This window comes from Actinomadura parmotrematis (assembly GCF_019458805.1).
Classification (GTDB): Bacteria; Actinomycetota; Actinomycetes; order Streptosporangiales; family Streptosporangiaceae; genus Spirillospora; species Spirillospora parmotrematis.
In genome coordinates this window covers 30,895-57,366 of record NZ_JAIBOA010000002.1, presented here as the reverse complement: position 1 = coordinate 57,366, position 26,472 = coordinate 30,895, and the positions used below count along the sequence as shown (strand labels likewise).

The window sequence follows — 26,472 nt, the reverse complement described above, 5'->3', positions numbered from 1 at the left end:
GCGGCCGACGGCGCGCGAATTGAACGCCGCGCAGGGACGGAGCCGTTCAGGAGACATACGGAGGCAGGACGAGCGATGAGGGGTTCCCATGCACCTGGTGGTCCGCCGTCCGGCATTCCGCGTGACGGGAGCGGCGGCGCGGGAGCAGGGGCGGGCGGCCCTTGGGCAGGGGGTGCTGCTCTGGGTGCTCTGGTGGTTCACAGGGCTCGGCGCGTTCGGGGTGCTGGTCGGCGCGGGGCACGCGCTCGGCCTCGGCGCTTTGCTCGCGTGGGCGCGGCGCCGGGCGGGACGGCGCTCGCTAGGGCCGGCCGATCGTGTGACGCTCGCCCGCGCCGTGCTCGGCGGCGGCGTGACGGCCCTGGTCGCGGACGGTGCGGACGCTGCGGCGCTGGTCGTGCTCGCGGCCGTCGCGCTCGCGCTCGACGCCGTGGACGGCGTCGTCGCGCGGCGCACCGGTACCGCGTCCGCCTTCGGCGCCCGCTTCGACATGGAGGCCGACGCCTTCCTGATCCTGGTGCTGAGCGCCCGCGTCGCGCTCGCGGCGGGCGGCGGCGCCTGGTGGGTGCTCGCGATCGGGGCGATGCGCTACGCGTTCGCGGGCGCGCGGCGGGTGTGGCCGTGGCTCGGCGGGGAGCTGCCGCCGAGCACCGCGCGCAAGACGGTCGCGGCGGCGCAGGGCATCCTGCTGGCGGCGGCCTGCGCCGGATGCGTCCCGATGTGGGCGGCCGGGGTCGCGCTGGCCGCGCTGGTCTGGTCCTTCGCCCGGGACATCGCCCGGTTGCACGTCGACAGGAGGCCCCATGCTGCCCACCGCCCGCGCGTTCTGGCTGGTGTCGCCCGGCCACGGCGAGATCCGCACCGGCTACCTGCCGGGTTGCGGACCCGGTGAGGTGCAGGTGCGGACGCTGTATTCGGCGCTCAGCCGCGGCACCGAGTCGCTGGTGCACCGCGGCGGCGTCCCCGAGAGCCAGTACGCGTTGATGCGCGCGCCGTTCCAGCAGGGCGACCTGCCCGGTCCGGTCAAGTACGGCTACCTGAACGTCGGTGTCGTGGAGAACGGTCCGCCGGAGCTCATGGACGCGACGGTGTTCTGCCTCTACCCGCACCAGGATCGCTACGTCGTGCCCGCCGCCGCCGTCACGCCCGTCCCGGACGGGGTGCCGGCGGCGCGCGCCGTTCTCGCCGGGACGGTCGAGACCGCCGTGAACGCCCTCTGGGACGTGCCGCCCCTGCTCGGCGACCGCGCGTCCGTCGTCGGCGCCGGGATGGTCGGCTGCTGCGTCGCGCGGCTGCTGGCGGCGGTGCCGGGCGCCGACGTCGAGCTCGTGGACGTGGATCCGGCGCGGGCCGCCGTCGCCGAGCGGCTCGGCGTGGCCTTCGCGACGCCGGAGCAGGCCCGTGAGGGCCGCGACGTCGTCTACCACGCGAGCGCGACGGGGGAGGGCCTCGCGTGCTCGCTGGAGCTGCTCGCGCCCGAGGGGCGCGTCGCCGAGCTGTCCTGGTACGGGGACCGGCCCGTCACCGTGCCGCTGGGCGAGTACTTCCACTCGCGGCGCCTCACCGTCCGCGCGAGCCAGGTCGGAACGGTCGGCCGGCCCGGCCGCACTCACGCCGACCGCATCGCGCTCGCCCTGGACCTGCTCGCCGATCCGGCGTTCGACGCGCTGATCGGCGCCGAGCGCCCCTTCGACGACCTGCCCGCCCTCGCCGCAGACGGCCTACCTGCCCTCTGCACTCGCATCGCCTACCCGTGACTCCCGAGGAGCCGCCCGTGTTCACCGTCACCGTCCGCGACCACCTGATGGTCGCCCACAGCTTCCGGGGCGAGGTGTTCGGTCCCGCGCGCCGCCTGCACGGCGCGACGTTCGTCGTGGACGCCTCGTTCCGGCGCCCCGACCTCGACGCCGACGGCATCGTGATCGACATCGGGCTGGCGGCGCGCGAGCTCGCCGCCGTCGTCGCCGAGCTGACCTACCGCAACCTCGACGACGAGCCGGCCTTCGCGGGCGTCAACACCACCACCGAGTTCCTCGCGCGGACGATCGCCGACCGGCTCGCCGACCGCGTCCGCGACGCCGCGCCCGGCCTCACCGGCATCACCGTGGCGCTGCACGAGTCGCACGTGGCGTGGGCGAGCTACGAGCGGGCGCTGTGAGAGGCGCGCTGTGAGGGAGGCGCTGCGGGTGGTGCTGCCCGGCGGGGTGGACGATCCGGCCGCGCCGAGCGGCGGCAACGTCTACGACCGGCGGGTCTGCGACGAGCTGGTGCGGCTCGGCCGCCCCGTCCACGAGATCGTCGCGCCGGGCGGCTGGCCGCGCCCCGGCCCGGCCGCCCGCGAGCATCTGGCCGGGGCCCTCGCGGCCCTGCCCGCCGGGGCGCCCGTGCTGCTGGACGGCCTGGTCGCCTGCGGCGTCCCCGAGCTGCTGGAGCCGCACGCCGGGCGGCTCCGCCTCGCCGTCCTCGTCCACCTGCCGCTCGCCGACGAGACCGGCCTCACCGGCCGGGAGGCCGCCGACCTCGACGCCCGCGAGCGCGCCGTGCTGCACGCCGCCGGCCTCACGGTCGCCACGAGCGGGTGGGCGGCGCGGCGCCTCGCCGACCACCACGGGCTGCCCGCCGGGCGCGTGCACGCCGTCCCGCCGGGCACGGACGCCGCGCCGCTCGCCCCTGCGACCGCCGACGGGACGCGGCTGCTCTGCCTCGCCTCGGTGACGCCGCGCAAGGGGCAGGACGTGCTGGTCCAGGCCCTCGCCTCGATCGCCGACCTGCCGTGGACGTGCGAGTGCGCCGGACCGCTCGGCCGCGATCTCGGCTACGTCGCGCGGCTGCGGCGGCTGATCGAGCGCCGGGGCCTCGGCGGCCGCGTCCTGCTGACCGGGCCGCGGCCCCGGACCCGCCTGGGCCGCGCGGACCTGCTCGTGCTGCCGTCGCGGGCCGAGACGTTCGGGATGGCGGTCACCGAGGCGCTCGCCCGCGGCGTCCCGGCCGTGGCGTCCGAGGTGGGCGGCGTCCCCGAGGCGCTCGGGGACGGGCCGCCCGGCCTGCTGGTGCCGCCCGGCGACGACCGCGCGCTCGCGGCCGCGCTCCGCCGCTGGCTGACCGAGCCCGGACTGCGCGCCGCGCTCCGCACCGCGGCCCGCGCCCGCCGGGCCGCGCTGCCGACCTGGGCGGACGCCGCCCGCCGCCTGGACGCCGTCGTCGACCTGCTGCCCGAGGGGGCGCGATGACCGGGACCGCCGAATTCAGCGCCGCGTGGCTGGCGCTCCGCGAGCCCGCCGACGCCGCCGCCCGCTCGGCGGAGCTGGCCGCGCTGGCGGCCGGGACGCTGCCGCCGGGCCGGGCCGTCGTCCGCGACCTCGGCTGCGGCACCGGCGCGATGGCCCGCTGGCTGGCCGGGCGCCTCCCGGCCGGGACGCCGGGGCCGCGCTGGATCCTGCACGACCGCGACCCCGCCCTGCTCGCCGAGGCGGCCGCCCGGCTGCCCGCCGCCGAGACCCGCCTCGGCGACCTGGCCGCGCTGGACGCCCGCGGCACCGACCTCGTCATCGCGTCCGCGCTGCTGGACGTGCTGACGGCCGCCGAGCTCGACCGGCTCGCCGCGATCGGCTGCCCGGCGCTGCTCGCCCTCACCGTCACCGGCCGCGTCGAGCTGGACCCGCCCGGCCCCCGCGACGCCGCCTTCACCGCCGCGTTCAACGATCACCAGCGGCGCGGCGGTCGGCTCGGCCCGGACGCCGTCCCCGCCGCCGTCGCGGCCTTCCGCGGCGGCGGCTTCGCCGTGCGCGTCCGCCCGAGCCCGTGGCGGCTCGGGCCGGCCGACGCCGCGCTCGTCACCGCATGGCTGCGCGGCTGGGTCGCCGCCGCCGTCGAGCAGGACCCCGGCCTCGCCGCGCATGCGGACGCCTACCTCGCGCGCCCGCCGGCCCGCGTCACCGTCCACCACGCCGACCTGCTGGCAGTGCCGGCGTGACGCGCGGGGCGGTGCTGCGGGTGGCGGCCGGGGGCGCGGTCGTCGGGGCGGTCGCGTGGAAGGCGGGGGCGGCGCCGTTCGCGCGGGGCGTCCGCGCGGTCGACGGGACGGCGGTGGCCGCCGCGCTGCTGGTCGGGCTCGCCACCACGGTGGCGAGCGCGGGGCGGTGGTGCCTGGTCGCGCGGCGCCTCGGGCTGCGGCTGCCCCTCGCCGCCGCGACCGCCGGCTACTACCGGGCGCTGTTCCTGAACGCCGTGCTGCCGGCGGGTGTCCTCGGCGACGTGCACCGGGCCGTGGACCACGGGCGGCGGTCCGGCGACGTGCGGCGCGGCCTGCGCGCGGTGCTGCTGGAGCGGGCGGCGGGCCAGGCGGTGCTGCTGGTCGCCGCGGCCGCCCTGCTGATCACCAGGCCGGTGACGCTCCTGGTGCTCACCGCCTGCGCGGCGGCGCTGCCGTCGCGGCGCGTCCGGGGCGCGCTCGGACGGGCCGCCGCCGACCTGCGCGGCGCGCGGGCGGCGGTCGCGGCGCTGTCGGCCGCCGTCCTCGCCGGGCACGTCGCGATGTTCGTGCTGTCGGCGCGCCTCGCCGGGGCGTCCGCGCCCGTCACGGCGCTGCTGCCGGTCGCGGTGCTGGCGCTGCTGGCGATGGCGGTCCCGGCCAACATCGGCGGCTGGGGGCCGCGCGAGGCCGTCACCGCGTCGGCGTTCGGCGCGGCCGGGATGGGCGCCGCGCAGGGCCTCACCGCCGCCGTCGTCTACGGCGTGCTGGCGCTCGTGGCGAGCCTGCCCGGCCTGCTCGTGCTGCTGCCGGGAGTCAGCGCTGCGTGCGCTCGCACTGCGCCCAGAAGGCCGACAGCGCCGCGGCCGTCGTCTCCGGTGCGTCCACCGCGGGTGAGTGCGCCGCACTCGGGATGACGACGCGGGCGGCGTCCAGGCGCTCGGCCATCCGCGCCTGCACGCGCGGATCCCACACGTCGTCGTCCTCGCCGTACAGGACGAGGGTCCGCAGGCCGGTGTCGGCGGACACCTTCGCCAGCTCGTCGGTGAGGTCGGGCGCGGAGGTGAGCTCGTCGGCCATCGCCATGAGGCCCGCCGGGCAGTTGCCGAGCGTGCGCCGCCGCAGGAACTCCACGACCTCGGGCGGGACGCCGCGGGCGACGGCGTCGGGACCGATGCTGATCTCCCAGATGGTCTCCATGCCGAGCGCCGGAATGGCCTCCTTCAGCGCCTTCGCCTTGTCGGCGGACGGCCCGGTGAGCGCCGCCGGGCCCGAGCTCATCAGCGTGTAGGACGCGGGCCGCACCCGCCCGGCGAGGACCGCCTCGCGCGTCACCAGGCCGCCGAAGGAGTGCCCGACCAGGTGCACCGGCTCGGGGCCGAGGGCCTCCAGCAGCGCGGTGACGTCCTCGCCCAGCTCGGCGCGGGCGTAGGCGGCCGGGTCGTCGCCCGACCCCGCCGTCTCGTACTGCCCGCGCATGTCGATCGCCACGACCCGCCGGCCCGGCAGCGCGAGCGTCTGGAGGATCGCGATGAAATCCTCCTTGCTGCCGGTGTAGCCCGGCACGAGCAGCGCCGGGCAGCGTTCGGCGACACCCGACCCGGGCAGGGCCTCCAGCGCGGCGAAGGCGCCGCGCGGGGTCTCGACGGTCGTCCGGCGGACGCCGGCGGGCAGGGTCACGAACGGGGGCGTACTCACAGAGCGCCACCATACTCAATCCGGCCCCGCCGACACCCCTGAAAGCGGTTCGGTGGTAGCGTCCCTGTCGTGCAGACGGCGATCTCCGCCCACCGCCGCGACGACGCGGGCCTCACCGGACTCCACGCGGCGGCCGCGTCCGGCGCCGAGTACGTCGAGATCGACGTGCGCCGCACCGGGGACGGCCGGCTGGTCGTCCACCATGATCCGGCGGTGGCGGGCATTCCCTTGAAACGGCTCCCCTACACGCGGATCCAGGAGCTGTCGCCCCGGCCGGTGCCGCTGGTCGCGGAGGCGATGGAGATCATCGCGGGCCGGGCGATCGGCCATCTGGACCTGAAGGAGCAGGGCGTCGAGCGCGAGACCGTCGATCTCGCCCTCGCCGCGTTCGGGCCGGCCGGCTTCGTCGTCACCACCCGCGAGGTCGCCTCGATCGCGCGGGTGAAGCGCGCGCACCCGGAGGTGAGGGCGGCGATCTCGGTCGGCCGCTCGCTCTGGGAGCGCGGCGTCCACCGCGATTTCGCGCCGCTCCGCGCCGTCCGCGCGTCGGGCGCCGACATGGTCGCGCTGAACCACCGGCTCGCCCGCGTCGGCGTCCTCGCCCAGTGCGCGCGGGCGGGCTTCCCGGCGATGATCTGGACGGTCAACGCCGAGCCGCTGATGCGCCGCTTCCTCGCCGACCCGCGCGTCGCCGTCCTGATCACCGACCATCCCGAGACGGCGCTGCGGCTCCGCGACGGTTAGCCGCTGACGCCCGGCCCGCCGTCCTCCAGGCGGCCCATCAGCCGCCGGGCGAACGCGGCGTCCTCGGCGACCTCGACGGCGACGTCGTACCAGCCGTCCTCGGTCGCGACGCGGACGGTGGCGCGCTTGCCGGGCGCGACCGCGACCGTCCGGCCGGCGGCGGTGAAGGTGAGCGGCACGGAACCCGGGTTGTCCAGGACGAGGACGAGCACGCCGCCCGCCTGCCCCCCGGTGACTCCCGCGCGGGCGGCGGCGCCCTTAGCCGACCCGGCGAACTCGCGGCGGAAGCCGTTCGGGCCGGTCAGCGTCAGCTTGTAGGAGTCACCCGCGAGCTTGACGCGCTGCACCTGCCTGCCGGTGACGTCGTAGTGCTGCGGCGCGGCGAACTCCTTGGCGTAGGGGTAGAGCGCGAAGTGCACCGAGCGGCTGCCGCGGTTGGCGAGCGTCAGCTCAAGCGCGCCCCCGTCCAGCCGCGCGTACGCCTCGGGCCGGTAGGGGAGCGGCCGGGACGGGCGGCGCCCCGGCTCGGGCACCGGGTCTTTCTGGACGACCGGCGGCAGCGCGGGCCAGCGCAGGTAGAACTTCGGCGGTGCGCCGGGCCGCGCGGGCCTCTGCGGCGGCGCGGCCCGCTCGAAGTCGAACGCCGACGTCAGGTCCCCGGCGACGGTGCGGCGCCACCGGCTGATGTTGGGCTCGTGCACGCCGAGCCAGCGCTCCAGGAACCGGATCGTGGAGGTGTGGTCGAACACCTCCGAGCAGACGTGGCCGCCCGCCGTCCACGGCGACACCACCGTCATCGGGACGCGGAAGCCGAGGCCGATCGGCTTGCCGTCCACGTGCTCGTCGGCCTCGCCGGGCGGCGGCAGCGGCGGCGGGACGTGGTCGAAGTAGCCGTCGTTCTCGTCGAACAGCAGGAACAGCGCCGTCCTCTCCCACACCTCGGGGTGCGAGGCGATGGCGTCGAGCACCTGGTAGGTGATGCCGGCGCCCTGGATCGGGCTGCCCGAGCCGGGGTGCTCGGACTCGGCGGCGGACGCGACGACGTAGGACACCTGCGGGAGCCGTCCGGCGGCGACGTCCGCGCGGAAGTGCGCGCCCAGGGTGCCGTCGGGGACGCGCCGGAGCGCCCGGTCGAACAGCTCGCGATCGGCCGCGGGCAGGGCGGCGGCGGACGCGTCCAGCGCGGCGAGCAGCCGCGCCCGCTCGGCCTCGGACGCCTTGGCGACGGCGCCGTAGAACTCGGTCATGCTCGCGTAGGACCCGACGGGCTTCAGCGCGGCCCGCATGACGGTCTTGAAGCGGGTGAGGAACTCCAGCGCGTTGTCGGTGAAGTTGTCCCACGCCTGGTACACCTTCCACGTCCGGCCGGCCTGCGACAGCCGCTCGGCGTAGGACGTCTGCGCGTAGCCGGGGTGCGTCGCCTCGCTGTAGGCGTCGTTCTCGACGGCGCGGCGCCCGTCCGGCTCGTGGCCGATCGTGCCGGTCCAGTGGTAGGTGCGGTTGGGGTTGGTCGGCCCGAACACCGAGCAGTGGTAGGCGTCGCAGATGGTGAAGGTGTCGGCCAGCTCGTACTGGAACGGCAGGTCGCGGCGGTCGTAGTGGACCATCGTCGCGATCGTCTTCGCCGAGATCCACCCGTCGTGCCAGCCGCCGCCGCGCGCCTTCTGGCCGCCGTCCCAGGAGTGGTCGAGGCCCGCGATGTAGTTCACGTCGGTGAGCGGGCCGTGCCCGATGGCCCGCCGCGCGAGGAACGGCTTGACGTGGCGCAGGAGGCCGGGCTGCTCGAACACCGGGCGCCCGTCCCGCAGCGCGATCGCGTTGCGGTCGGCGTAGCCCCGGACACCGCGCAGCGTCCCGAAGTAGTGGTCGAAGCTGCGGTTCTCCTGCATGAGGAACACCACGTGCTCGATCGTGTCCAGGCCGCCCTTCGGGAGCGGCCGGGCGAGCGCGGCGTGCACCGAGGGCGGGAGCAGCGAGGCGACCGCGGCGCCGCCGGCGACGGTGGCGCCAGAGGCGAGCAGGGAGCGGCGGGACGGTCCAGGACTTGCGCCGGGGGTCATGGTGACGACGGTGCGGGCGCGCCGTAACGGGACGGGGCCGATCGGGCAACGCCCCGGTCACGAACGTGAAAAGGCTTCAGGACGGGTCGCCGGCCGCGCCCGCCGCTCAGCCCGAGGCGTGGTCGAAGTGGAGCGTGGTGGTGATGCGGTAGCGGTCGCCGCGGTAGGCCGAGCGGGTGTGCTCGATGGTGCGGCCGGTGTCGTCCTCGGTGGTGCGCTGCACGCGCATCACCGGGAAGAACGGCGGGACGTCCAGCAGGTCGGCCTCGGCGGGGTCGGTGACGCCCGGTTCGAGGGTCTGCGTCGCCCGCGCGGCGGCGATGCCGTAGCGGCGGCGGAGGAGCTGGTAGAAGTTGCCCGCCTCCATGTCCTCGGGCGCGAGCCCCGGGACGAGCGCGGCGGGCAGCTCCAGGTGCTCGATCGCGATGGGCGACCCGTCCACGACGCGGACGCGGGTGACCAGCAGGACGGGGTCCTCGGGGGACAGGCCGAGGCGGGACGCGCGCGCCCAGCCCGCCGGGGCCGTCGCGAACCGCACGGTGCGGCTCAGCCAGGTGCCCTCGGCCGGCGGGACCGCGAGGGCGTCGGCGGCGCCGCCCGACAGCCGCTGGGTGATCTTGCGGGGGCTGGTGAAGGTGCCGCGCCCGTGCTCGCGGACGAGCAGGCCGCTCTCCACCAGCTCCTCGATGGCGGCGCGGACGGTCGGCCGCGACACCGCGAGCTCGGCGGCGAGGTCGCGCTCGGACGGCAGGCTCGTGCCCGGTCCCGCGCTCTCGATGACGTCCAGGAGGTGGCGCCGCACCCGGTCCCGTTTCGGGGTCGAGGCGGCGCGGTCCGCGTGCGGGCGCTCCGGGGCGGGACGCTCCGAGCTCTGCCGGGTGCTGGCCACCGGCCCATTGTGCCAACAACCGCGCCCCGCCGGTGACCGCACCAGATGACCAGAGGTCATTCTCCATACCGGTGATGCTGCCACGAAGAGCCTGAAATGCAAGGGTTCGCGGACCGTTGACATGACCAGTGGTCAGGTGCCACGCTTCGGTCCACCGAGCGCGGGGGCGCAGCAGAACGGCCCCGGACCAGGCGGTCCGGGGCGCCCGGATCCGGGAGGGATCGACATGCACAGGCGAATGGCCGTGCTGGCCGCGAGCGTCGCGCTCGCGTGCACCGCGACGGCGTGCGGGAGCGGCGGAGACGACGACGGGAAGGCCGCGGCGGGCGGGATCGCCGGGCCCGGATCCGGCACCGGGAAGACGATCACCGTCTGGTACATGGACGGCGACCTGTCCGACGCCGCCGTCAAGGCGATCGGCGACCGGTTCACCAAGGACACCGGCGCCCAGGTGAAGGTGCAGATCCAGGAGTGGGACGGCATCAACACCAAGATCACGACGGCGCTGGCGCAGCACGACCCGCCCGACGTCATCGAGCTCGGCAACACCGCCGTGCCGCTGTTCGCCGCCGCCGGCGGCCTCGCCGACATCACCGCCCACGGCAAGGAGCTGTCGCGCGGGCAGACCTGGCTGCCCGGCCTCGCCGGCCCGGCGACCATCGACGGCAAGCTGTACGGGGCGCCGCTGTTCGCCGGGGAGCGCGCCGTCGTCTACAACAAGAAGATCTGGGCGAAGGCCGGGATCACCGCGCCGCCGGCCACCCTCGCCGAGTTCACCGCCGACCTCGACAAGATCGGCAAGTCCGAGAAGGGCGCCGACTTCTCGCCCTTCTACATGCCCGGCCAGTACTGGTTCGGCGGCGTCCAGTTCGTCTGGGACGCCGGCGGCCAGATCGCCGAGAAGAAGGACGGCAAGTGGGCCGGCGCGCTGTCCAGCCCGCAGGCGCAGAAGGGCCTCGCGGACTGGAAGCGGTTCCAGAACACCTACTCCACGCCCGCCTCCCGCAACCTGTTCAACCTCGCCCCCGACTACAACGCGATCCTCGCGCAGGGCAAGACGTCGGCGATCCTCAACACCAGCGTCAACGCCGTCCTGAAGATCGACCCGAAGCTCAAGGACGACCTCGGGACGTTCCCGTTCCCCGGCGCATCCGGCAACCAGCCGGTGTTCCTCGGCGGCTCCGACCTCGCCGTCCCCGCCAAGAGCGCCAACCGGGCGCTCGCCCTCGCCTACCTCAAGGCCGCGACCGACCCGCAGGTCCAGACGAGCGCGATCGTCGGCCTCGACGGCTGGACGCCGATCTCGACCGAGCTGATCGACCGGACGGCCGCGACCCGCACCCCGCTGCTCAAGGCATTCTCCGACGCCGCCAAGCGCAGCGTCGCGACGCCCGCGAGCCCCGGGTGGGCGACGATCGAGAGCGACAAGTCACTGCAAAGCTTCTTCGGCGACATCTCCACCGGCAAGACGCCGATCGACGCGGCCGCCAAGGCGTTCGACGCCCACCTCACCCAGGCGTTGAACGCGGCGCCGTGACGGTCCTGACCAAGGCCCGCCCGGCCCGGCCGCGCGCCGCCGCCCCCACCGGGGCGGCGGCCCGCCGGCGCCGCCGCGCGACGCCCTACCTGCTGCTCGCGCCCGGCGCGCTCGTCCTGCTCCTCGTCGTCGGCTACCCGCTGGTCCGGCTGGTGCTGATCTCGTTCCAGGACTACGGGCTGCGCACCCTGTTCACCGGCACCGCCGAATGGACCGGGCTGGACAACTACGCCAAGGTGCTCGGCAGCGACGAGATCGTCCCGATGCTGCTCCGCACCGCCGCGCTCTGCGTCGCGATGGCCGGGGGCACGCTCGCCATCGGGACGGCCGTCGCGCTGCTGATGCGCGCGCTCGGCCCGCGCATGCGGACCGCCGTCACGCTCGTGCTCATCACCGCGTGGGCCGTCCCGAACGTCGCCGCGACCATGCTGTGGACGTGGCTGTTCCAGCCCACCTACGGCGTCGTCAACTGGATGCTGACCCGCCTGCGCGTGTTCGGCGACTTCGGCCAGTACGACTGGACGGCGCACACCTGGTCGTCGCTGGTCCTCGTCTGGCTGCTGGTGGTGTGGCAGTCGGTGCCGTTCGTCGCGCTGACCCTGTACGCCGGCCTCACCCAGATCCCCGCCGACTACTACGAGGCCGCCGCGCTCGACGGCGCCGGGGCGTGGCGGCGGTTCCGCGTCGTCACCGTCCCGTTCCTGCGGTCGATCCTGCTGCTGGTCACCGTCCTGTCGGTGGTGTGGGACTTCAACGTGTTCAACCAGATCTGGCTGCTCACCCACGGCGGCCCGGACGGCGCGACGTCCACGCTCGTCGTCTGGTCGTTCACCCGCGCCTTCGCGAGCCAGTCCTACGGGCAGGGAGCGGCGATCGCCGTCCTCGCCACCGGCCTGCTCATGGCGCTGACCTGGTACTACGTGCGCCGCCTGGTGCGGACGGGAGAAGAGCTGTGAAGCGATCGCGACCCGCGCGGATCGCGCTGAACGCGGCCGCCGCCGCGTTCTGCGCCGTGTGGATCTTCCCGGTGTACTGGATGGTGAACAGCGCGTTCAAGCCGGCCGGCGACATGCTGACGGCGACGCCGCGGTTCCTGCCGTTCCCGCTGACGCTCGGCAACTTCGCGGGCGCCGTCGGCAAGCCGCACTTCCCCGCCTACCTCGCCAACAGCCTCATCGTGACGGGCGTGGTGGTGGCGGTCGCGATCGCGGTGGCGTTCCTGGCCGCCGTCGCGCTCACCCGGTTCACCTTCCCGGGCCGCCGCGGGTTCCTCATCGGCGTCCTCGCCGTGCAGATGATCCCGGGGCCGGCGCTGCTCATCCCGCTGTTCCTCAGCCTGAAGAGCCTGGACCTGCTGGACACCCTGCTCGGCCTCATCGTCACCTACACCGCGTTCGTGCTGCCGCTCACCATCTGGGTGATGCGCGGCTTCCTGCACGGCGTGCCGAAGGAACTGGAGGAGGCCGCGATGGTGGATGGCGCCGGGCAGCTCACCGTCATGCGCACCATCCTGCTGCCGCTGGTGACTCCCGGCATCATCGCGGCGAGCGTGTTCTCCTTCATCGTCGCCTGGAACGACTACCTGTACGCCTACGTGATGATGAAGGACCAGTCCCGGTACACGCTGCCGGTCTGGCTCGCCTCCTTCTCCACCAACCTCGGCACCGACTACGGCGGCCTCATCGCGGGCTCCACGCTGTTCGCGCTGCCCGTGGTGGCCTTCTTCATGATCATCCAGCGCCGGCTGGTGGCCGGCATGACCGCCGGCGCGGTCAAGGGCTGACGCCCGCCCCGCGTTCCGCCTCCCGCGTCCCGCGCTCCCCGAAAGGCCCCCGTGATCCTTCCGCGTCCCTCCGGGCTCGCCGTCCGGCCCGGCGAGTTCGTCCTGCCCGCGCACCTGCACCTCACCGCCGGGCCCGGCGCCGAGCGGCCCGCCGCGCTGCTCGCCGGCTACCTCGGCGACCGGCCCCGCACCGCGTCCGGCCCGCAGATCGCGCTCGCCCTCACCGGCGGCGACGGCGACGGCTACGACCTCGACATCGAGCCCGACCGGGTCGTCCTCACGGCGGGCACCGAGGCGGGCCTGTTCGCGGGCGTGCAGACGCTCCGCCAGCTCCTGCCGCCCGCCGCGCTCGCCCCGGACGCCCCGCCGGACGCCTGGCGCTGGCCGTGCGCGCGGATCCAGGACGCGCCGCGGCTCCCCTGGCGCGGCCTGATGATCGACGTCGCCCGCCACTTCCAGCCCCTCGGCTACCTGCACGACCTCGTCGACCAGCTCGCCCTGCACAAGCTGAACGTGCTGCACCTGCACCTCACCGACGACCAGGGCTGGCGGATGGAGATCGACGGGCTGCCGCGCCTCACCGACGTCGGCGCCTGGCGGACCGAGTCGATGATCGGTCCGGCCGGCTCGCCCCGCCACGACGGCGTCCCGCACGGCGGCTTCTACACGCAGGCCGAGCTGCGCGGCCTCGTCGCGCACGCCGCCGCCCGCGGCGTCGAGATCGTCCCGGAGATCGAGATGCCGGGGCACGCGCGCGCCGCCCTCGCCGCCTACCCGCACCTCGGCAACCGGCCCGACCGCGAGCTGCCCGTCTGGACCGGCTGGGGCATCAGCGAGGACGTCCTCGGCGTCCACGAGGAGGTCTTCGACTTCTGCCGCACCGTCATCGACCAGGTCGCGGCCGTCTTCCCCGCCCGCTACCTGCACATCGGCGGCGAGGAGTGCCCGACCGTCCAGTGGGAGCGCAGCCCCGCCGCGCGCGCCCGCGCCGCCGACCTCGGCCTCGCCGCGCCCGCCGCGCTGCACGGCTGGTTCCTCGGCCGCGTCGCCGGGATGGTCGCCGAGCACGGGCGCCGCGCCGTCTGCTGGGACGAGGCCGACGACAACGGCGACCTGCCTCCCGCGATGACGCTGACGGCCTGGCGGGACGCCGCGCACGGCCGCGCGTCGATCGCCCGCGGCCACCAGGTCGTCATCGCGCCCTACCGGTCCACCTACCTGGACTACCCGCAGAGCGACGCCGCGGGCGAGCCGCCCGGCCAGCCCGGCGTCGTCACCACCCTCGCCGACGTCCTCGCCTTCGACCCGCTGGCGGGCGGCCTGCCGCTCGCGGCGGGCGGGCGGCCCGGCGTCCTCGGCACGCAGGCGCAGCTCTGGACCGAGTTCGCGCCGACGCCCGCGCACGTCCGGCACCTGCTGTACCCGCGGCTCTGCGCGCTCGCCGAGACCGCCTGGAGCGGCCCGGCCGACCCCGCCGAGTTCGGCGGGCGCCTCGAAGAGCACTGGGCGCGGCTGCGGGCGCTCGGCGCGGTCGCCGCCGACGACGGCCGCTGGTCGCCGGGCGCGGCGCGGGCGGTGCGGTGACCGCCAAGCGCGACCGGGTCCGCCGGCACCTGCTGGAGGTCATCGAGGACGCCGGGCCCGGCACGGGCCTGCCGTCCGAGCGCGACCTCGCCGCCGCGCTCGGGGTGTCGCGGCCGACGGTGCGGGCGGCGGTGGCCGAGCTGGTCCGGTCCGGGCTGCTCGTCCGCGAGCACGGCCGCGGCACCTTCACCAGCCCGCAGAAGATCACGCAGCGGCTGGCGGGCGCCCTCGGCGTCCCGCCCGCGCAGGGCGAGTGGACCAGCCACGTGGTGGAGTTCGGGCCGGCGCGCACCCCGGCGGCGCGCGCCGCGCTGCTCGGGCCGGTGGTGCTGCGCGTCGTCCGCGTCCGCCTGGTGGACGCCGAGCCGATCGCGATCGAGCACCTGGAGCTGCCCGCGCCGCTCGTGCCCGGCCTCGCCCCCGCCGACATGGAGACCGGCAACTTCTACCGGCTGCTCCGTACCCGCTACGGCATCACCGCCGCCGAGGCCGTCCAGACCCTCGAACCCGGCGTCACCGACCCCGCCCAGGCCGACCTGCTGGACGTCCCGCCGTTCTTCCCGGTGATGCGCGTGCAGCGCACCACCGAGGACGTCGAGGGCCGCACCGTCGAGCACGCCCGCTCGGTCTACCGCGGCGACCGCTACCGCATCACCTCGACGCTGCACTTCGACCATACTTCGGGGTGATGGCGGTGATCCTCGGAGTGGACGACCTGCGCGCCCTGCCCCACGCGACGCGGGTCGCCCGCACGAGCGCGGCCGGCGTCCGGCTTCTGGAGGAGCACCGGGACGCGCGCGTCGACGAGCTGTGGCTCGACCACGACCTCGGCGGGGAGGACAGCATCATGCCGGTCGTGGCGGTCCTGGAGGAGGCGGCGTTCGACGGCCGGCCCTACGACATCGGCATGATCTACGTGCACAGCGCGAACCCGTCCGGCGCCGAGACGATGACGCGCGCCCTGCGCCGCTGGGGCTACCCCGTCCGCCGCGCGACCGGCGCGACCTAGGCGCGGGCGGCCGGAGTTCCAGCGGGTACCTTGGGCGCGTTTCGTCCTTCGTGCTGGAAGGCTCCCCCGATATGAAGCGTGTGCTCGCGCCGGTTCTCGTTCTGGCGTCGCTGGCGGCCGCGGCGGGCTGCGGGTCCGATGACGGTCCGCGGGCTGCGGCGACGTCGTCGGCCGCGGCGCCGTCGATGCCCGCGGCGTCCTCGGCTCCGGCGGGAGGGGCGGTGACGCGGGCCGCGAGTCCGTCCGCGCCGGCGGGGGCGACCGCCACGCGGAAGGCGAAGGGGTCGGCGGCGGGGACGTGGCGGGGGCCGGCCAACGAGGACGGCAGCCGCCCGACGCTCGTCATCAGGGCGAGCGGGGCCGTCGCGCTGAAGTCCGGCGGGTTCACCTGCACCGGGACGGCCGCGCCGCAGGGCCGCGGCTACCTGATCACGTTCACCGCGTGCCCGGCGCCGATCCCGAAGATCAAGGCCGTTCCGGGCGCGTCCGGGCGCACGCTCGTCACCGTCACGTCCGGGCAGACCGACACCTGGCGCCGCGTCGGCGGCTGAGTCACGCGAAGGCGACGGACGCGAGCGCGCTCCGCGCGGCCTGGACGGCGTCCGCGGCGACCTGCCCCTCAGGTGCCGCCGCCCGGTACAGCACCGTCACGAGGACGTTGCCCCGGCGCGCCACGACCACCGCGCGGACGGTGCGGTCCGCTTCGCGCTCCGTCCCCGAGCACGCCTCGTCCCCGAGGCCGGGCACGCGCACCGGGCAGTTCTCGGCGGCCCGGTCCCGGTAGAACGTGCGGGTGCGCTCGGACGCGCCGCCGCCGGGGCCGACGCGCCGCTCCTCCCGCTCCAGGCGGATGCTCATCTCCGGCGGCGGATGCTGCGCGCCCCACGCGCAGGACCGGTCGTCGGGGGAGGCGCTCGAACCGCTCTCCGGCGCCGCGCCCGGGACGAGCCGGGCGGCGGACGCCGTCCCGGCCGCGCAGGCGCTCGGCAGCCGCGCCGCCTCGTCCCGTCCGGGCCACCACGGCCGCGTCCACGGCGCGGACAGGGCCGCGAGGACGGCCGGCGCCACGACCAGCACCAGCAGTTGCAAGCAGGCCAGCAGGACGGCCAGGAACCGGGCGCCGCGCCGGAACGGTCGGACCGAGATCCGCGCCCGGTGCTCCCCGGCCGCCGCGTAGACCGGTTCGAGGCGCGCGAGCAGCGTCCGCCGCGACGCCCACGGCCCGGCGACGGGCGAGGCGAGCACCAGGGGGCGGCCGGACGGGCGCGCCAGCAGCATCAGGTAGCCGGCGCCGCCCGGTGCCACGGCGAGCGAGACCGGCCCGGCCTCGGACCACGGCACCCGCGTCCGTCCGCGACCGGCGGTGACGCCGCCGGCGTCCACCACGGCGGGCGGCCCGGACGACAGCGCGGGCAGCACCAGCAGGGCGCACCAGAAGAGGGAGGGCAGGAAGGCGAGTAGCCAGGCGCCCTGCTGATCGGTGACCAGCAGGACGAGGGCCGCGCCCCAGGCGATGGCGCTGACCAGCGCCAGGACGGCCAGATGCCCGCGCGACGCCCGCACGGTGATCGATGACCCGGACGTATGCGGCATGGCGGGCATTATGGCCCGCCGGGCTACTCGGCGGTGACGATGCCGCTCACCGGGACGACCGTCGGCGCGCCGGGGTCGCCGTGCCGGACCGGTGGGGGGCTGGTTCATGGTCGCTCTCTGCCCGGGGGTCGCTCTTCGGTCCACGCACCGTTGGAGAGCCCGGTGCCGCCCGATGTTCGCCCAGGTCAGAACGGTCTTGAGGCCCGATGCGGCCAGAACCCGCCCAGGGTCCGGCACCGTCAAAGGCGCCCGGCCCGCACGTTCGGTCTCAGCCCGCCTGGACGCGGCGGCCGGACAGCAGTACGCCCGCCAGCGCCAGCGCAGCGCCGACCCCCGCCGCCATATACGGCAGGACCGTCGGGATGCCCAGATACGTGGTGATGCCGAGGATGCGGGACAGGCCCCAGGGCAGCAAAGCCATCTGGTCGTTCCAGATCGTCAGCGCGCGCTCCAGCCCGAGAGCGCTCACCAGCCCGCCGAGCACCGCGAGCGGGCCGCCGAAGGCTAGCAGGACGGCGCCGGTCGCGCGCCGCCGCGACAGGCCGTAGGCGCGGCGCAGCACCATGTGGACGGCCAGCGGCACCCACAGGAACGCCGCGAACGCCAGAGTCACGTAGCCGGAGCGCAACCCCGGCTCCGTCCAGAAGTCGTACCAGTACCGGCCCGGCCCCCGGTTCGCCAGTGCCGCCAGCAGGACCACCGTGCGCAGCAGGGCCGCGCCGCCGAGGCAGGCGGCGAGCGCGAACCGGTCCGCGCCGCGCAGCGACCAGCGCAGCGCCAGCGCGCACACCAGCCAGGCGCCCAGCACCAGGACCAGGTGCGCGGGCGACAGCAGCCACGTGTAGACGGCGCGGCTCGCCACCAGGACGGCGGCGGGCAGCAGCCACACCAGGACGCGATCGGCGCGCCCCGCGGGCGTCCCCGCCCGTAGCCGCCACGGGCGCGTCGCGCCCAGCCACAGGCCGCGCAGCGCCGCCGACCCCGGCGCACCGCGCAGCACCCTCTGGCCGGGCGCCGAGCCCAGCGCCAGCAGCAGCAGCGTCGCGAGCAGCAGGACGCGGGCCGACCACGCCGTCGGCTCGTCCCGGTCGGCGTGCCGCATCCCGATGGACGCCGCCGTGAAGTTGTAGGCGGGCAGCGCCACGTCGCCGCCGTAGCGGCGCTCGTGCGCGGCCGCGTCCGACCGGAAGCGCCGCTCGGCGTCCCGCCAGGACGCCTTCGCGGACGCCGACCCGGTGTCGAGCCACTCGGCGTGCCGCAGCACCGTCGTCCGGTAGGACGCGAGCGTGCCGAACAGGTCCGTCTGGTAGGCGAGGGCGTCCGCGAACGCCCGCCGGTCCGCCGGGTCGCGCCAGGACGCCGCGGGGGTGGCGGCGATGAGCGCCTCCATGCGCCGCGACAGCGCGACGGCCCGCTCGCCTTCGGCGATCGCCTCGGCCCGCCGGTCGCGGGCGATGCGGTAGATCGTGCCGAGCGCCGCCGAGTCGCCGGTGACGATGTCCCACTCGAAGATCCACATCATCGGCGGGGGTGCCAGGCCGAGCGCCCGCACCGACCGCTCCGCGTAGGGGCCGATGTACAGGCCCGCCGTCACCGCCTGCCGCGACAGCGCCATGACCCGCCCGATCGCCGCGACCGTCGCCGGGTCGCCGGAGAACGCCGCACGCGCCCAGCCGGCCGTCGCCGCCGCAACGTCCGTGCCGGGATCCCAGGCCAGCCGGGCGGTGAGGTACACGTTCAGGTCCCACATCCGCCAGAAGCCGGCGCGCAGGTACAGCGTCATCGGCCCGGCGCGCAGCGGTCCGCCGTCCTGCGTCCAGTTCCACACCCCGACGACGTTCGGGTTCGCGGCGAGGAAGGCGCGCAGCGCCTCCTGATGCAGCGGCCCGAGGTCGTCGGGCAGCGCCCCGAACCCCTCGAACTCGCGGCGCGACTGGAACTCGACGATGCGCCGCTGCGCGCCCGTCCGCAGCGTCGGGTTGAGCGGGAGATGGCTGTAGAAGTCCCCGGCGGTGTACTTGGTGGACACGATGAGGTGCGGGTCGTCGATGCCGTCCAGGACCCGGTGGTAGGACGCGGGGTCGGTGTGCATGTCGCCGACCGCGCCGACGCCGACGCTCCACGTCCGGAACACGAGGTCGCGGCCGTCGCGGCCCATCTGGGCGAGCAGCGCCGCCAGCATCGCGCGGACCTGCGGGACGGTCGTCACCCGGATCTCCGAGCGGTAGTCCCAGCCGGGCAGCCGGTAGTCCTCGCCGCCCTCCCCGACGCGGACGACGAGGCCGGCCGCGAACGGCATCGCGGTGAACAGCTCGTGCAGCCCGGCCCGGTACACCGACCAGAGGCGCGGGTCGGCGGTGTCCAGGTCGCCGAGGTAGCGCTTCAGCGGCGTCGAGACGGCGAGCATGTCGGTCTGGAAGAACACCTTCACGCCCATGTCGGCGGCGTAGCCCCAGACGGGCGCGAACGCCGCGCGCAGGGCCCGCGCCCGCGCGATGTGCGGGTCGCCCGCCCGGTAGACGGCGTGGCCATCGCCGACGCCGTCGAACGTGACGTACTCCAGGAAGCCGGGCACGACGACGCCGTTGTAGCCGTCCGCGAGGGCGTGGTCGACGAACTGCCGGAACTGCGCGGCGATGCCCGCGACGGCCGCCGCGTCCGCCCAGGGCGCCCGGTCCAGCAGGGCGGGGCCGATGGCGTCGGTGTTCAGGCCGTAGTCGGTGCCGGCGGCGAACGCCGGCCGGTCGGCGGTGAGGCCGACGGAGCCGTGGTCGGTGAGCCGGAGCGGCAGGCGCGGCGCGACGACGCGGCCGTCGTCGCCGCGCGGCAGGACGTCGGCGCCCGAGCGGATCCGGTCGGCGACCGCGTACAGGCCGTTGACGGCCCCGGCGACGGTGCCGGCGTCCAGGGCGAGGCCGCGGCCGTCGCGCCGCAGCCGGAACGCCTCGCCGGACGGCGCGCCGGGCAGGGGCGCGAGACGGGCCGTCAGGGCCGTGCCGCCCGTCCCGATGCGCGGTTCCGGGACGCCGCGCGCGGCGAGCGCCGACACGACGGCCTCGGCCGCGAGCCGGTAGCGGCGCTGCTCCACAGGGGTGCCGCCGGCGGGCGGCGCGATCGCGTCGAGGCGGGGCGCCGGGGCGGCCGCGGACGCCGGCGCGGCGGCCGCCCGCTCGGCGGGCGCGGCCGCGGGGACGGCGGTGACCTTGAGGAACGCGCCGAGCTGCCAGGCGACGAGCGCGCCGAGCGCGAGCGCGAGCCCGGCCGCGACGAGCGGCCACCGGCGAGGGTGCGGGGGATCGCGCCGGTCCGGCATGCGCCGCATCATAGAGCGAAAGAACCGCCCCCCGAGCGGGTGCCGGGGTGGCGGTTCGGACGTCGGGGCCGGCCGCGAGATCACGGGCGGGGCGCGTGATCTCGCAGTCGACGTTGATCAGGAGTTGAAGGGCGACACCCGCGGGTTCGCGGGCGCGGCGGCGGGCGCCGCCTCGGCGGCCGGGGCGGCGGACGCCGCGGCCGTCTTGCCGCCGCGGGTGCGGCGGCGGGACCGGGAGCGCTTGGCGGGCGCGTCCTCGGACGTCGTGCCGTCGGCCTTGGCGTCGGCGGCCTTGGCGTCGGCGCCGGTCTCGGTCTTCACCTCGGCCGCGGCCTCGGCCTTGGCCCCGGCACCGGTCTCCGCGGCGACCGGGCGGCCGCTGCGGGTCCGGGTGCGGCTCCGCTTGCGGCGGGGACGCGCCGGGCGCTCCTCCTCGTCGCGGTCGCCGCCGCGCGCCGGGCCGGACGGGCCCGTCGAGCGGTTGCGGCCGGTCTCGCCGATGTCCTCCAGCTCCTCGGCGTCCAGGCCGGCGCGCTCGTGCCGCTGGGCCTTCGGGAGCTTGCCGGTGGTGCCGGCCGGGATGCCCATCGCGGTGAGGAAGTGCTCGGAGGTGGAGTAGGTCTCCTCCGGCGTCGCGAACGGCAGGTCCAGGGTGCTGTTGATCAGCTTCCAGCGGGTGAGGTCGGACCAGTCGACCAGGGTGACGGCGATGCCCTCCTTGCCCGCGCGGCCGGTGCGGCCGATGCGGTGCACGTAGGTGTCGGCCGAGTCCGGGCACTCGTAGTTGACGACGTGCGTGACGTCGTCCACGTCGAGGCCGCGGGCCGCCACGTCGGTGGCCACCAGGACGTCGATCTTGCCGTTGCGGAACGCGCGCAGCGCCCGCTCGCGCTGGGACTGCCCGAGGTCGCCGTGCACGGCGGCCGCGTCGAACCCGCGCGCGACCAGGTCGGCCGCGACGCGGTCGCAGGCCCGCTTGGTCTGGCAGAACACCATGGTGAGGCCGCGGCCGTCCGCCTGGAGCAGGCGGGCGAGCATCTCCGGCTTGTCCATCTGGTGCGCCTGGAAGACGTGCTGGACGACCTGGGGGGTCGCCTCGGACTCGGCGTGCGACTCGGCGCGCACGTTGGTCGGGCGGGTGAGGTAGCGGCGCGACAGCGCCACGATCTCGCCCGGCATCGTCGCCGAGAACAGCATGGTCTGGCGCTGCGCCGGGATCCGCTCGACGATCCGCTCGATGTCGGGCAGGAAGCCGAGGTCGAGCATCCGGTCGGCCTCGTCGAGCACCAGCACCTCGACCTCGGAGAGGTCCAGGTACTTCTGCTTGATCAGGTCGAGCAGCCGGCCGGGGGTGCCGACGACCACGTCCACGCCCTCCTTGAGGGCCTCGATCTGCGGCTCGTAGGCGCGCCCGCCGTAGACGGGCAGCACGCGCGAGCCGAGCTTGCCGCCGGCGACCAGCAGGTCGTCGTTCACCTGGAGCGCGAGCTCCCGGGTGGGCGCGATCACGAGCGCCTGCGGCTTCCTGCCGCCGTGCTCGATGCGCTGGAGCAGGGCGATGCCGAACGCCAGCGTCTTGCCGGTGCCGGTGCGGGCCTGCCCGATGATGTCGTGGCCGCCGAGCGCGATCGGCAGGGCCAGCTCTTGGATGGGGAACGCTTGCACGATGCCCTCTGCTTCGAGGGCGTCGCTTATCTCGGGGACGACCCCGAGTTCACGAAAGGTAGCCAGGGCTTTCAGCCTCCAAAAATGCGGGGTCCTCGCTCCCGACGCGGCGCTGCGCCGAGCACACCGGGCGGGCCCGCGAGGGTCCGCCGGGACCGGTGGCCGCGCGCTCGCGCGGGAGGGACCAGCCGGCGATTCACTTCGTTCGGCGACCGCAGTCAGGGGTTGAAAGCAGTCACCCACTGTGGCTGCGTGCGGTCACACTCCGCCACGCAGTGTACCGACCTTGGAATCACTACACCAATAGCCGATCACCGCTCCTAACGCTTCCCTCTTCGCCGGTATTCCATGCGTGCGCCGCGGGCCCCCCGGAAGTGGCCACAGTCGGCCGGTCCCGGCGCCCGGCCGGCCGCCCCGGCGAGCGGGTGCGGCCGCTCTGCGCCCGTACCGCCACGGATGCTGACATTCTGGACCCGCCGCGATCGCGGCGCACCGGGCGGACGAGAGGGACGGGACGTATGCGGGCGAGGGTGACGGCGGGGACGGCCGCCGCGGCGGTCCTGCTCACCGGGGCGGCGGGCTGCTCGTCGTCCTCCGGCGGGGACGCGCGGGCGGACGCGGGCGGTGACGCCAGGGGCGTCGCCGTCGCCACCGACGACACGGTGCACGCCGCCCAGCACGTCAAGCTGAAGGGCGCCGAGTACGTCAAGCTGACGGGGGTGGGCGGCGCGGCCGCCGACGCCGCCTCCAACAAGGCGCTGCGCGGGCCGATCGAGTGGGCCGTCCGGTGGACCGGCGCGACGATGCAGGCCGAGCAGAAGGCCGAGTGCAAGGACCGCGACAACGTCGTGCAGACCAAGGTGCGGCTCGGGCTCCAGAAGGACGTCGTGTCGGCCGCGAACGCCATCCAGATGATCCCCTGCTACGAGGGCGAGGGCGCGCTCCCCACCATCCCGGTGACCGTGGACACCCGCACCGGCAAGGAGATCACCCCCGCCGACGCGCTGAAGAGCACCGACGCGGCCGGCCTCGGCCGGCTCTTCGACGCCCTGTCGGGCCCCAAGCAGGACTGGAAGGAGTGCGACCTGGGCTCGCTCGGCCCGGACGCGCTGAAGCCGTCCGCCGCCGACGACGCGGGCGGCGTCGAGGAGCCGCCCGCCGCCGGGCTGCTGTTCACCCGCGAGGGCGTCGAGCTGATCTGGTCGACCGTCGGCACCGACTGCAACGACTTCACCTTCACCGCCCCCTACGCCAAGGTGCGCGACCTCCTGGAGCCCGGCCTGCTCAAGCGGTTGCAGGACGCCGCTCGGTGAGCGGGTGGCGCGTCGCGGGCTTCGAGGAGGTCCGGGAACTCGGCGCGGGCGCGCAGGGCCGGGTGGTGCTGGCCCGCCACGCCACCGCCGGCACCCTCGTGGCGATCAAGTACCTGGACACCGCGGCCGCCCCGCCCGGCGCGCTGGACCGGCTCCGCGCGGAGGCGGCCATGCTGGGCCGCGTCAGCGACCCGCACGTCGTCCGGCTCTACCGGCTGGTGACCGGGGAGCGGGGCGCCGCGATCGTCATGGAGGCGGTCGACGGCGTCGCGCTGAAGGACGTCCTCGCCGCGCACGGCGCGCTCGCGCCCGAGGCGGCGCTCAGCGTCCTGAAGGGGTCGCTGCTCGGCCTCGCCGCCGCGCACGCCGCCGGGGTCGTGCACCGCGACTACAAGCCCGCCAACGTCGTCGTCCGCGCCGACGGCCTCAGCAAGCTGATCGACTTCGGGATCGCCGCGCTCGGCGGCGACGACGCGCGGACGGGCACGCCCGTCTACATGGCGCCCGAGCAGTGGACGGGGCGGCCCGCCTCCCCGGCCACCGACGTGTACGCGGCGACGTGCGTGTTCTTCGAGTGCGTGACGGGCGAGCGGCCGTTCGCCGCAGGGGATCAGGCCGGGCTCATGCGGATGCACCTGCACGAGCCGCCGCCCGCGGACCGGCTGCCGCCCCTGCTCCGCCCGCTGCTGGAGCGCGGCATGGCCAAGGACCCCTGGGGACGCCCGGAGAGCGCCGCCCTGTTCGTCCAGGAGCTGGAGGAGGCGGCGACCGCCGCCTACGGCCCGTCCTGGGAGCAGCGCGGCGTGCGCCTGGTGGCGGGCGCCACGGCCGGGCTCGCCGCGCTGTTCCCGCTGCTCGCCGCCGGCCTCGCGCCCGGCGGCGCGGCCGCGGGAGGCGTGGCGGCGGGCGGTGCCGTCGCGGGCGGCGGGGGAGCGGCCGCGGGCGGCGGCCTGCTCGCCGCGACCGGGGCCAAGGTCGCCGTCGGCGCGGCGGTCGCCGCCGTCGTCGCGGGCGGCGCGGGCGCGGGCCTCGTCGCCGTGCAACAGGGCGGCGACGCGCCGAGGACGCTGCCGCTCCGCCCGGTCAGCGCCCGGGTCGTGAGCGTCACCCGGCCCGGGTCGCCCCCCATCCGCGAGCAGTACGTGACGATCGGCGGCCACGCCGACCCGGCCGTCCAGACCCGCGTCAACGCCGCCCTGCGCGCTGGGACCGACCGGCAGATGGCGCGGTACCGCAAGAGCTACGCGGCCAACACCGACGTCGCGTCGGTGGACGCCACCACCGACATCGGCCTGCACACGGCCCGGCTGCTGTCGGTGACCAGCACCTACTTCCCCGTGGTCAAGAACTCCGTCGAGGGCAACTGGGTCAAGAACTTCTACACCCCCGGCGCCGTCACCGTGGACCTGAAGAACGGCGCCGTCCTCGCCGGGACCGGCCTGCTGGCGCCCGGCTCCGCCACCGAACCCCGGTTGAGGTCGCTCACCGCGCTGCTGGCGTCCCTGGACGAGAGCCGGTGCCTGACGCAGGGCGGGTCCGGCCGGCCGGCCGTCATCCGCCCCCGCGACCTCGCCGGCGCCGACCCGCACGTGCTGATCTCGCTGCTGCCGCGCAAGGTCCGCTTCGACATCAACGTCTTCGGGCTGGACGCGGGGGTCTCCGAGGCGTGCAAGAGCACCAGGGTGGACGTCCCGGTCGACCGCGCCGCCGGCTACCTGCCGGGCTGGATCGCCGCCGAGGTCCGCGCCGGGCGCCCCACCCCGTCGCCGACGCCCTCCTGACCCCGCCCCGGGACGCGCGAAGGCCCCCGCGCACCCGAGGGTGCCGGGGGCCTTCGGCCGTGGTCTTCACCGGCGCGCCGCCGGTGCGGCGCCACCGGGGTCACCGGAAGCTGCGACGGCCGCGGCCCTTGGTCTGGTAGCCGGTCAGCAGCGCCACCCCGACGGCGGCGATCACGACCGAGATGATGAGGGCGAGCACCGTGCCGACGCCGATCGCGTGGGCCACCAGGCCGCCGAGGATCGCGCCGACGATGCCGACGAGGATCGTGGCGAGGATGCCCATCGGGTTGCGGCCGGGCACGACCAGCCGGGCGAGGGCGCCGACGATGGCACCGACCACGATGAAGTACAGGATCGTCAGGACCATTTCCGTTCACCATTCCCGTTCCGTCACCGCGCCGCCCGGTGCGCCGCGGTCTCACGTTCCGGCGGTCGTTATGCCCGCCCGGACGGATCGAAACAAAAAAATGGCAAACAGCAGGTCAGGGGCATTGCGCCCGGCGTGGATCAGGTGTACTGGTTGCCGCCGAAACCGACGCGGCGGGCCTCGTCCTCGCCGATCTCCAGATAGCCGACCCGGTCCGCCGGAACGACGACCCGCCCGCCTTTCACGTCGTCCAGGACGAGGACGCCGTGCTCCTCGGCCAGCGCCTCGGCGAGGGCCCGCTGGACCTCCTCGCCGCTCTGCCGGGTGTCCACCACCAGCTCCCGCGGCACGAACTGCACGCCGATGCGCACCTGCACGCGACCACCCCTTGTCTCGGGCCGGGCCCGCCGTCCGGCGGGCGCCTCTCCTCCGATGGTGCCACGGACGGCGACGGACCGGTCCCCCCGCCCGCGGGCGGGGGGACCGGTCCGTCGCGCGCGGCTCAGGTGGTGCGCGGGAAGCCGGAGATGCCCCGCCAGGCGAGCCGGGCGATGATGCTCTCCGCGGTGTCCTTCGGGATCGAGCGGTGCTGCCCGAGCCAGTAGCGGGCGCTCACCTCGGCCATGCCGACGAGGCCCATGCCGAGCAGGTACGCCTCGTCCGGCGGCGCGTCGGTGTCCTCGGCGATCACCTGGGCGATCATCTCGGCGCACTGCTGGTTGGCGCGGTCCACCCGCGCGCGCACCGGCGCGACGTTGCGCAGGTCGGACTCGAAGACGAGCCGGTACGCCTCGCCGTCGCCGGCGACGAAGTCGTAGAACGCCTGCATGCTGGCCTGCACCCGCAGCTTGTTGTCCTGGGTCGAGCCGAGCGCGTCGCGCACGGCCTTCACCAGCGCCTCGGCGTGCTCCTCCAGCAGCGCCAGGTACAGCTCCAGCTTGCCCGGGAAGTGCTGGTAGAGCACGGGCTTGCTGACGCCGGCACGCTCGGCGATCTCGTCCATCGCCGCGGCATGGTAGCCCTGCGCGACGAACACCTCCTGGGCTGCGCCGAGCAACTGCCTGCGGCGCGCCAGGCGTGGCAGGCGAGTGCCACGGGGACGGGCGTCCGGGGTCGCGGTCACCACACACTCCGATCACCGTTCGGTGCGGCGGGAGTGCTTCCCCGCC

The 26,472-nt window shown here is 75.7% G+C and carries 25 protein-coding genes; 16 read left to right on the top strand and 9 right to left on the bottom strand.

Annotation, left to right across the window (positions count from 1 at the left end; genetic code table 11):
- Positions 1-88: 88 nt before the first annotated feature.
- From K1Y72_RS03025 to K1Y72_RS03000, 6 genes are read left to right on the top strand one after another with little or no spacing between them, the layout of a single operon-like run.
- Positions 89-889, top strand: a complete 801-nt coding sequence (locus K1Y72_RS03025; protein WP_220163013.1) for a CDP-alcohol phosphatidyltransferase family protein — start codon at positions 89-91, stop codon at positions 887-889.
- On the top strand, positions 801-1,754 hold the full coding sequence (locus K1Y72_RS03020; protein ID WP_220163012.1) for a zinc-dependent alcohol dehydrogenase: 954 nt from the start codon (positions 801-803) through the stop codon (positions 1,752-1,754). The genes K1Y72_RS03025 and K1Y72_RS03020 overlap by 89 nt, the downstream gene beginning before the upstream one ends.
- 17 nt (positions 1,755-1,771) lie before the next feature.
- Entirely contained in the window at positions 1,772-2,155 is a 384-nt protein-coding gene (locus K1Y72_RS03015; protein ID WP_220163011.1) for a 6-pyruvoyl trahydropterin synthase family protein, read from the top strand.
- 10 nt (positions 2,156-2,165) lie between these two features.
- Positions 2,166-3,227: a glycosyltransferase family 4 protein gene (locus K1Y72_RS03010; RefSeq protein WP_308286855.1), complete on the top strand. Its 1,062-nt coding sequence runs from the start codon at positions 2,166-2,168 to the stop codon at positions 3,225-3,227.
- Entirely contained in the window at positions 3,224-3,970 is a 747-nt protein-coding gene (locus K1Y72_RS03005) for a methyltransferase domain-containing protein (protein WP_220163010.1), read from the top strand. The genes K1Y72_RS03010 and K1Y72_RS03005 overlap by 4 nt, the downstream gene beginning before the upstream one ends.
- Entirely contained in the window at positions 3,967-4,884 is a 918-nt protein-coding gene (locus tag K1Y72_RS03000) for a lysylphosphatidylglycerol synthase domain-containing protein (protein ID WP_308286854.1), read from the top strand. Before K1Y72_RS03005 ends, K1Y72_RS03000 begins: the two co-directional genes overlap by 4 nt.
- Here K1Y72_RS03000 and K1Y72_RS02995 read toward each other — a convergent pair.
- Entirely contained in the window at positions 4,784-5,665 is an 882-nt protein-coding gene (locus K1Y72_RS02995; protein WP_220163009.1) for an alpha/beta fold hydrolase, read from the bottom strand. The two genes, K1Y72_RS03000 and K1Y72_RS02995, sit on opposite strands and share 101 nt — an antisense overlap.
- Positions 5,666-5,734: 69 nt before the next feature.
- Between K1Y72_RS02995 and K1Y72_RS02990 the strand changes: the two genes are divergently transcribed.
- Positions 5,735-6,409: a glycerophosphodiester phosphodiesterase gene (locus K1Y72_RS02990; RefSeq protein WP_220163008.1), complete on the top strand. Its 675-nt coding sequence runs from the start codon at positions 5,735-5,737 to the stop codon at positions 6,407-6,409.
- Here the strand turns inward: K1Y72_RS02990 and K1Y72_RS02985 are convergent.
- Together K1Y72_RS02985 and K1Y72_RS02980 are read right to left on the bottom strand one after the other, a co-directional pair.
- Entirely contained in the window at positions 6,406-8,469 is a 2,064-nt protein-coding gene (locus tag K1Y72_RS02985) for a phosphocholine-specific phospholipase C (RefSeq protein ID WP_220163007.1), read from the bottom strand. The genes K1Y72_RS02990 and K1Y72_RS02985 overlap by 4 nt on opposite strands.
- 106 nt (positions 8,470-8,575) lie before the next feature.
- Positions 8,576-9,358: a GntR family transcriptional regulator gene (locus K1Y72_RS02980; RefSeq protein ID WP_308286853.1), complete on the bottom strand. Its 783-nt coding sequence runs from the start codon at positions 9,356-9,358 to the stop codon at positions 8,576-8,578.
- A 226-nt stretch (positions 9,359-9,584) separates the two neighbouring features.
- On the opposite strand from K1Y72_RS02980, the gene K1Y72_RS02975 reads away from it, so the two are divergent.
- The 7 genes from K1Y72_RS02975 (at position 9,585) to K1Y72_RS02945 (ending at position 15,822) form a co-directional block, all read left to right on the top strand.
- On the top strand, positions 9,585-10,895 hold the full coding sequence (locus K1Y72_RS02975; protein ID WP_220163003.1) for an extracellular solute-binding protein: 1,311 nt from the start codon (positions 9,585-9,587) through the stop codon (positions 10,893-10,895).
- Positions 10,892-11,851 carry a carbohydrate ABC transporter permease gene (locus tag K1Y72_RS02970; protein WP_220163001.1) on the top strand — a complete coding sequence of 320 codons (960 nt, stop codon included), beginning with the start codon at positions 10,892-10,894 and terminating at the stop codon, positions 11,849-11,851. The genes K1Y72_RS02975 and K1Y72_RS02970 overlap by 4 nt, the downstream gene beginning before the upstream one ends.
- The gene (locus K1Y72_RS02965) at positions 11,848-12,678 is read left to right on the top strand and encodes a carbohydrate ABC transporter permease (RefSeq protein WP_220163000.1); all 831 of its coding nucleotides are present in this window, start codon (positions 11,848-11,850) and stop codon (positions 12,676-12,678) included. Before K1Y72_RS02970 ends, K1Y72_RS02965 begins: the two co-directional genes overlap by 4 nt.
- 51 nt (positions 12,679-12,729) lie before the next feature.
- On the top strand, positions 12,730-14,262 hold the full coding sequence (locus K1Y72_RS02960) for a beta-N-acetylhexosaminidase (RefSeq protein ID WP_220162998.1): 1,533 nt from the start codon (positions 12,730-12,732) through the stop codon (positions 14,260-14,262).
- Positions 14,259-14,951, top strand: coding sequence for a GntR family transcriptional regulator (locus K1Y72_RS02955; protein WP_220162996.1), 693 nt, complete (start codon positions 14,259-14,261; stop codon positions 14,949-14,951). Before K1Y72_RS02960 ends, K1Y72_RS02955 begins: the two co-directional genes overlap by 4 nt.
- The gene (locus K1Y72_RS02950) at positions 14,951-15,271 is read left to right on the top strand and encodes a cyclic-phosphate processing receiver domain-containing protein (RefSeq protein WP_220162994.1); all 321 of its coding nucleotides are present in this window, start codon (positions 14,951-14,953) and stop codon (positions 15,269-15,271) included. The genes K1Y72_RS02955 and K1Y72_RS02950 overlap by 1 nt, the downstream gene beginning before the upstream one ends.
- A 221-nt stretch (positions 15,272-15,492) precedes the next feature.
- Positions 15,493-15,822, top strand: coding sequence for a hypothetical protein (locus K1Y72_RS02945; protein ID WP_220162992.1), 330 nt, complete (start codon positions 15,493-15,495; stop codon positions 15,820-15,822).
- Between the two features lies 1 nt (position 15,823).
- Here K1Y72_RS02945 and K1Y72_RS02940 read toward each other — a convergent pair whose 3' ends face one another.
- From K1Y72_RS02940 to K1Y72_RS02930, 3 genes are all read right to left on the bottom strand, one after another.
- A complete protein-coding gene (locus tag K1Y72_RS02940; protein WP_220162990.1) occupies positions 15,824-16,864 on the bottom strand; it encodes a hypothetical protein in 1,041 nt (346 codons plus the stop codon).
- 268 nt (positions 16,865-17,132) lie between these two features.
- Positions 17,133-20,177, bottom strand: a complete 3,045-nt coding sequence (locus tag K1Y72_RS02935) for a hypothetical protein (RefSeq protein WP_220162988.1) — start codon at positions 20,175-20,177, stop codon at positions 17,133-17,135.
- 117 nt (positions 20,178-20,294) lie between these two features.
- Complete coding sequence (locus K1Y72_RS02930; RefSeq protein WP_220162986.1) at positions 20,295-21,842, bottom strand: DEAD/DEAH box helicase; 1,548 nt, start codon at positions 21,840-21,842, stop codon at positions 20,295-20,297.
- Positions 21,843-22,360: 518 nt separating this feature from the next.
- Here K1Y72_RS02930 and K1Y72_RS02925 point away from each other — a divergent pair.
- Together K1Y72_RS02925 and K1Y72_RS02920 are read left to right on the top strand one after the other, a co-directional pair.
- Positions 22,361-23,155, top strand: coding sequence for a hypothetical protein (locus K1Y72_RS02925; RefSeq protein ID WP_220162984.1), 795 nt, complete (start codon positions 22,361-22,363; stop codon positions 23,153-23,155).
- Positions 23,152-24,936 (top strand): serine/threonine-protein kinase, encoded by a 1,785-nt coding sequence (locus K1Y72_RS02920; protein ID WP_220162982.1) that lies wholly within the window; start codon positions 23,152-23,154, stop codon positions 24,934-24,936. Before K1Y72_RS02925 ends, K1Y72_RS02920 begins: the two co-directional genes overlap by 4 nt.
- A gap of 100 nt (positions 24,937-25,036) precedes the next feature.
- Here the strand turns inward: K1Y72_RS02920 and K1Y72_RS02915 are convergent, their stop codons facing one another.
- The 3 genes from K1Y72_RS02915 to K1Y72_RS02905 form a co-directional block, all read right to left on the bottom strand.
- Complete coding sequence (locus tag K1Y72_RS02915; protein ID WP_220162980.1) at positions 25,037-25,303, bottom strand: GlsB/YeaQ/YmgE family stress response membrane protein; 267 nt, start codon at positions 25,301-25,303, stop codon at positions 25,037-25,039.
- A 140-nt stretch (positions 25,304-25,443) separates the two neighbouring features.
- Positions 25,444-25,680 carry a DUF3107 domain-containing protein gene (locus K1Y72_RS02910; protein WP_220162978.1) on the bottom strand — a complete coding sequence of 79 codons (237 nt, stop codon included), beginning with the start codon at positions 25,678-25,680 and terminating at the stop codon, positions 25,444-25,446.
- Between the two features lie 125 nt (positions 25,681-25,805).
- Positions 25,806-26,426 carry a TetR/AcrR family transcriptional regulator gene (locus K1Y72_RS02905; RefSeq protein WP_220162976.1) on the bottom strand — a complete coding sequence of 207 codons (621 nt, stop codon included), beginning with the start codon at positions 26,424-26,426 and terminating at the stop codon, positions 25,806-25,808.
- Between the last annotated feature and the right edge of the window lie 46 nt (positions 26,427-26,472).

Excerpts from the sequence above, each read along its gene's own strand:
- K1Y72_RS02950 (WP_220162994.1), top strand. The coding sequence starts at position 14,951 with ATGGCGGTGATCCTCGGAGTGGACGACCTGCGCGCCCTGCCCCACGCG.
- K1Y72_RS02925 (WP_220162984.1), top strand. The coding sequence starts at position 22,361 with ATGCGGGCGAGGGTGACGGCGGGGACGGCCGCCGCGGCGGTCCTGCTC.
- K1Y72_RS03020 (WP_220163012.1), top strand. The coding sequence starts at position 801 with ATGCTGCCCACCGCCCGCGCGTTCTGGCTGGTGTCGCCCGGCCACGGC.
- K1Y72_RS02935 (WP_220162988.1), bottom strand. The coding sequence starts at position 20,177 with ATGCCGGACCGGCGCGATCCCCCGCACCCTCGCCGGTGGCCGCTCGTC.
- K1Y72_RS03005 (WP_220163010.1), top strand. The coding sequence starts at position 3,224 with ATGACCGGGACCGCCGAATTCAGCGCCGCGTGGCTGGCGCTCCGCGAG.
- K1Y72_RS02985 (WP_220163007.1), bottom strand. The coding sequence starts at position 8,469 with ATGACCCCCGGCGCAAGTCCTGGACCGTCCCGCCGCTCCCTGCTCGCC.
- K1Y72_RS03025 (WP_220163013.1), top strand. The coding sequence starts at position 89 with ATGCACCTGGTGGTCCGCCGTCCGGCATTCCGCGTGACGGGAGCGGCG.
- K1Y72_RS02975 (WP_220163003.1), top strand. The coding sequence starts at position 9,585 with ATGCACAGGCGAATGGCCGTGCTGGCCGCGAGCGTCGCGCTCGCGTGC.
- K1Y72_RS02940 (WP_220162990.1), bottom strand. The coding sequence starts at position 16,864 with ATGCCGCATACGTCCGGGTCATCGATCACCGTGCGGGCGTCGCGCGGG.
- K1Y72_RS02915 (WP_220162980.1), bottom strand. The coding sequence starts at position 25,303 with ATGGTCCTGACGATCCTGTACTTCATCGTGGTCGGTGCCATCGTCGGC.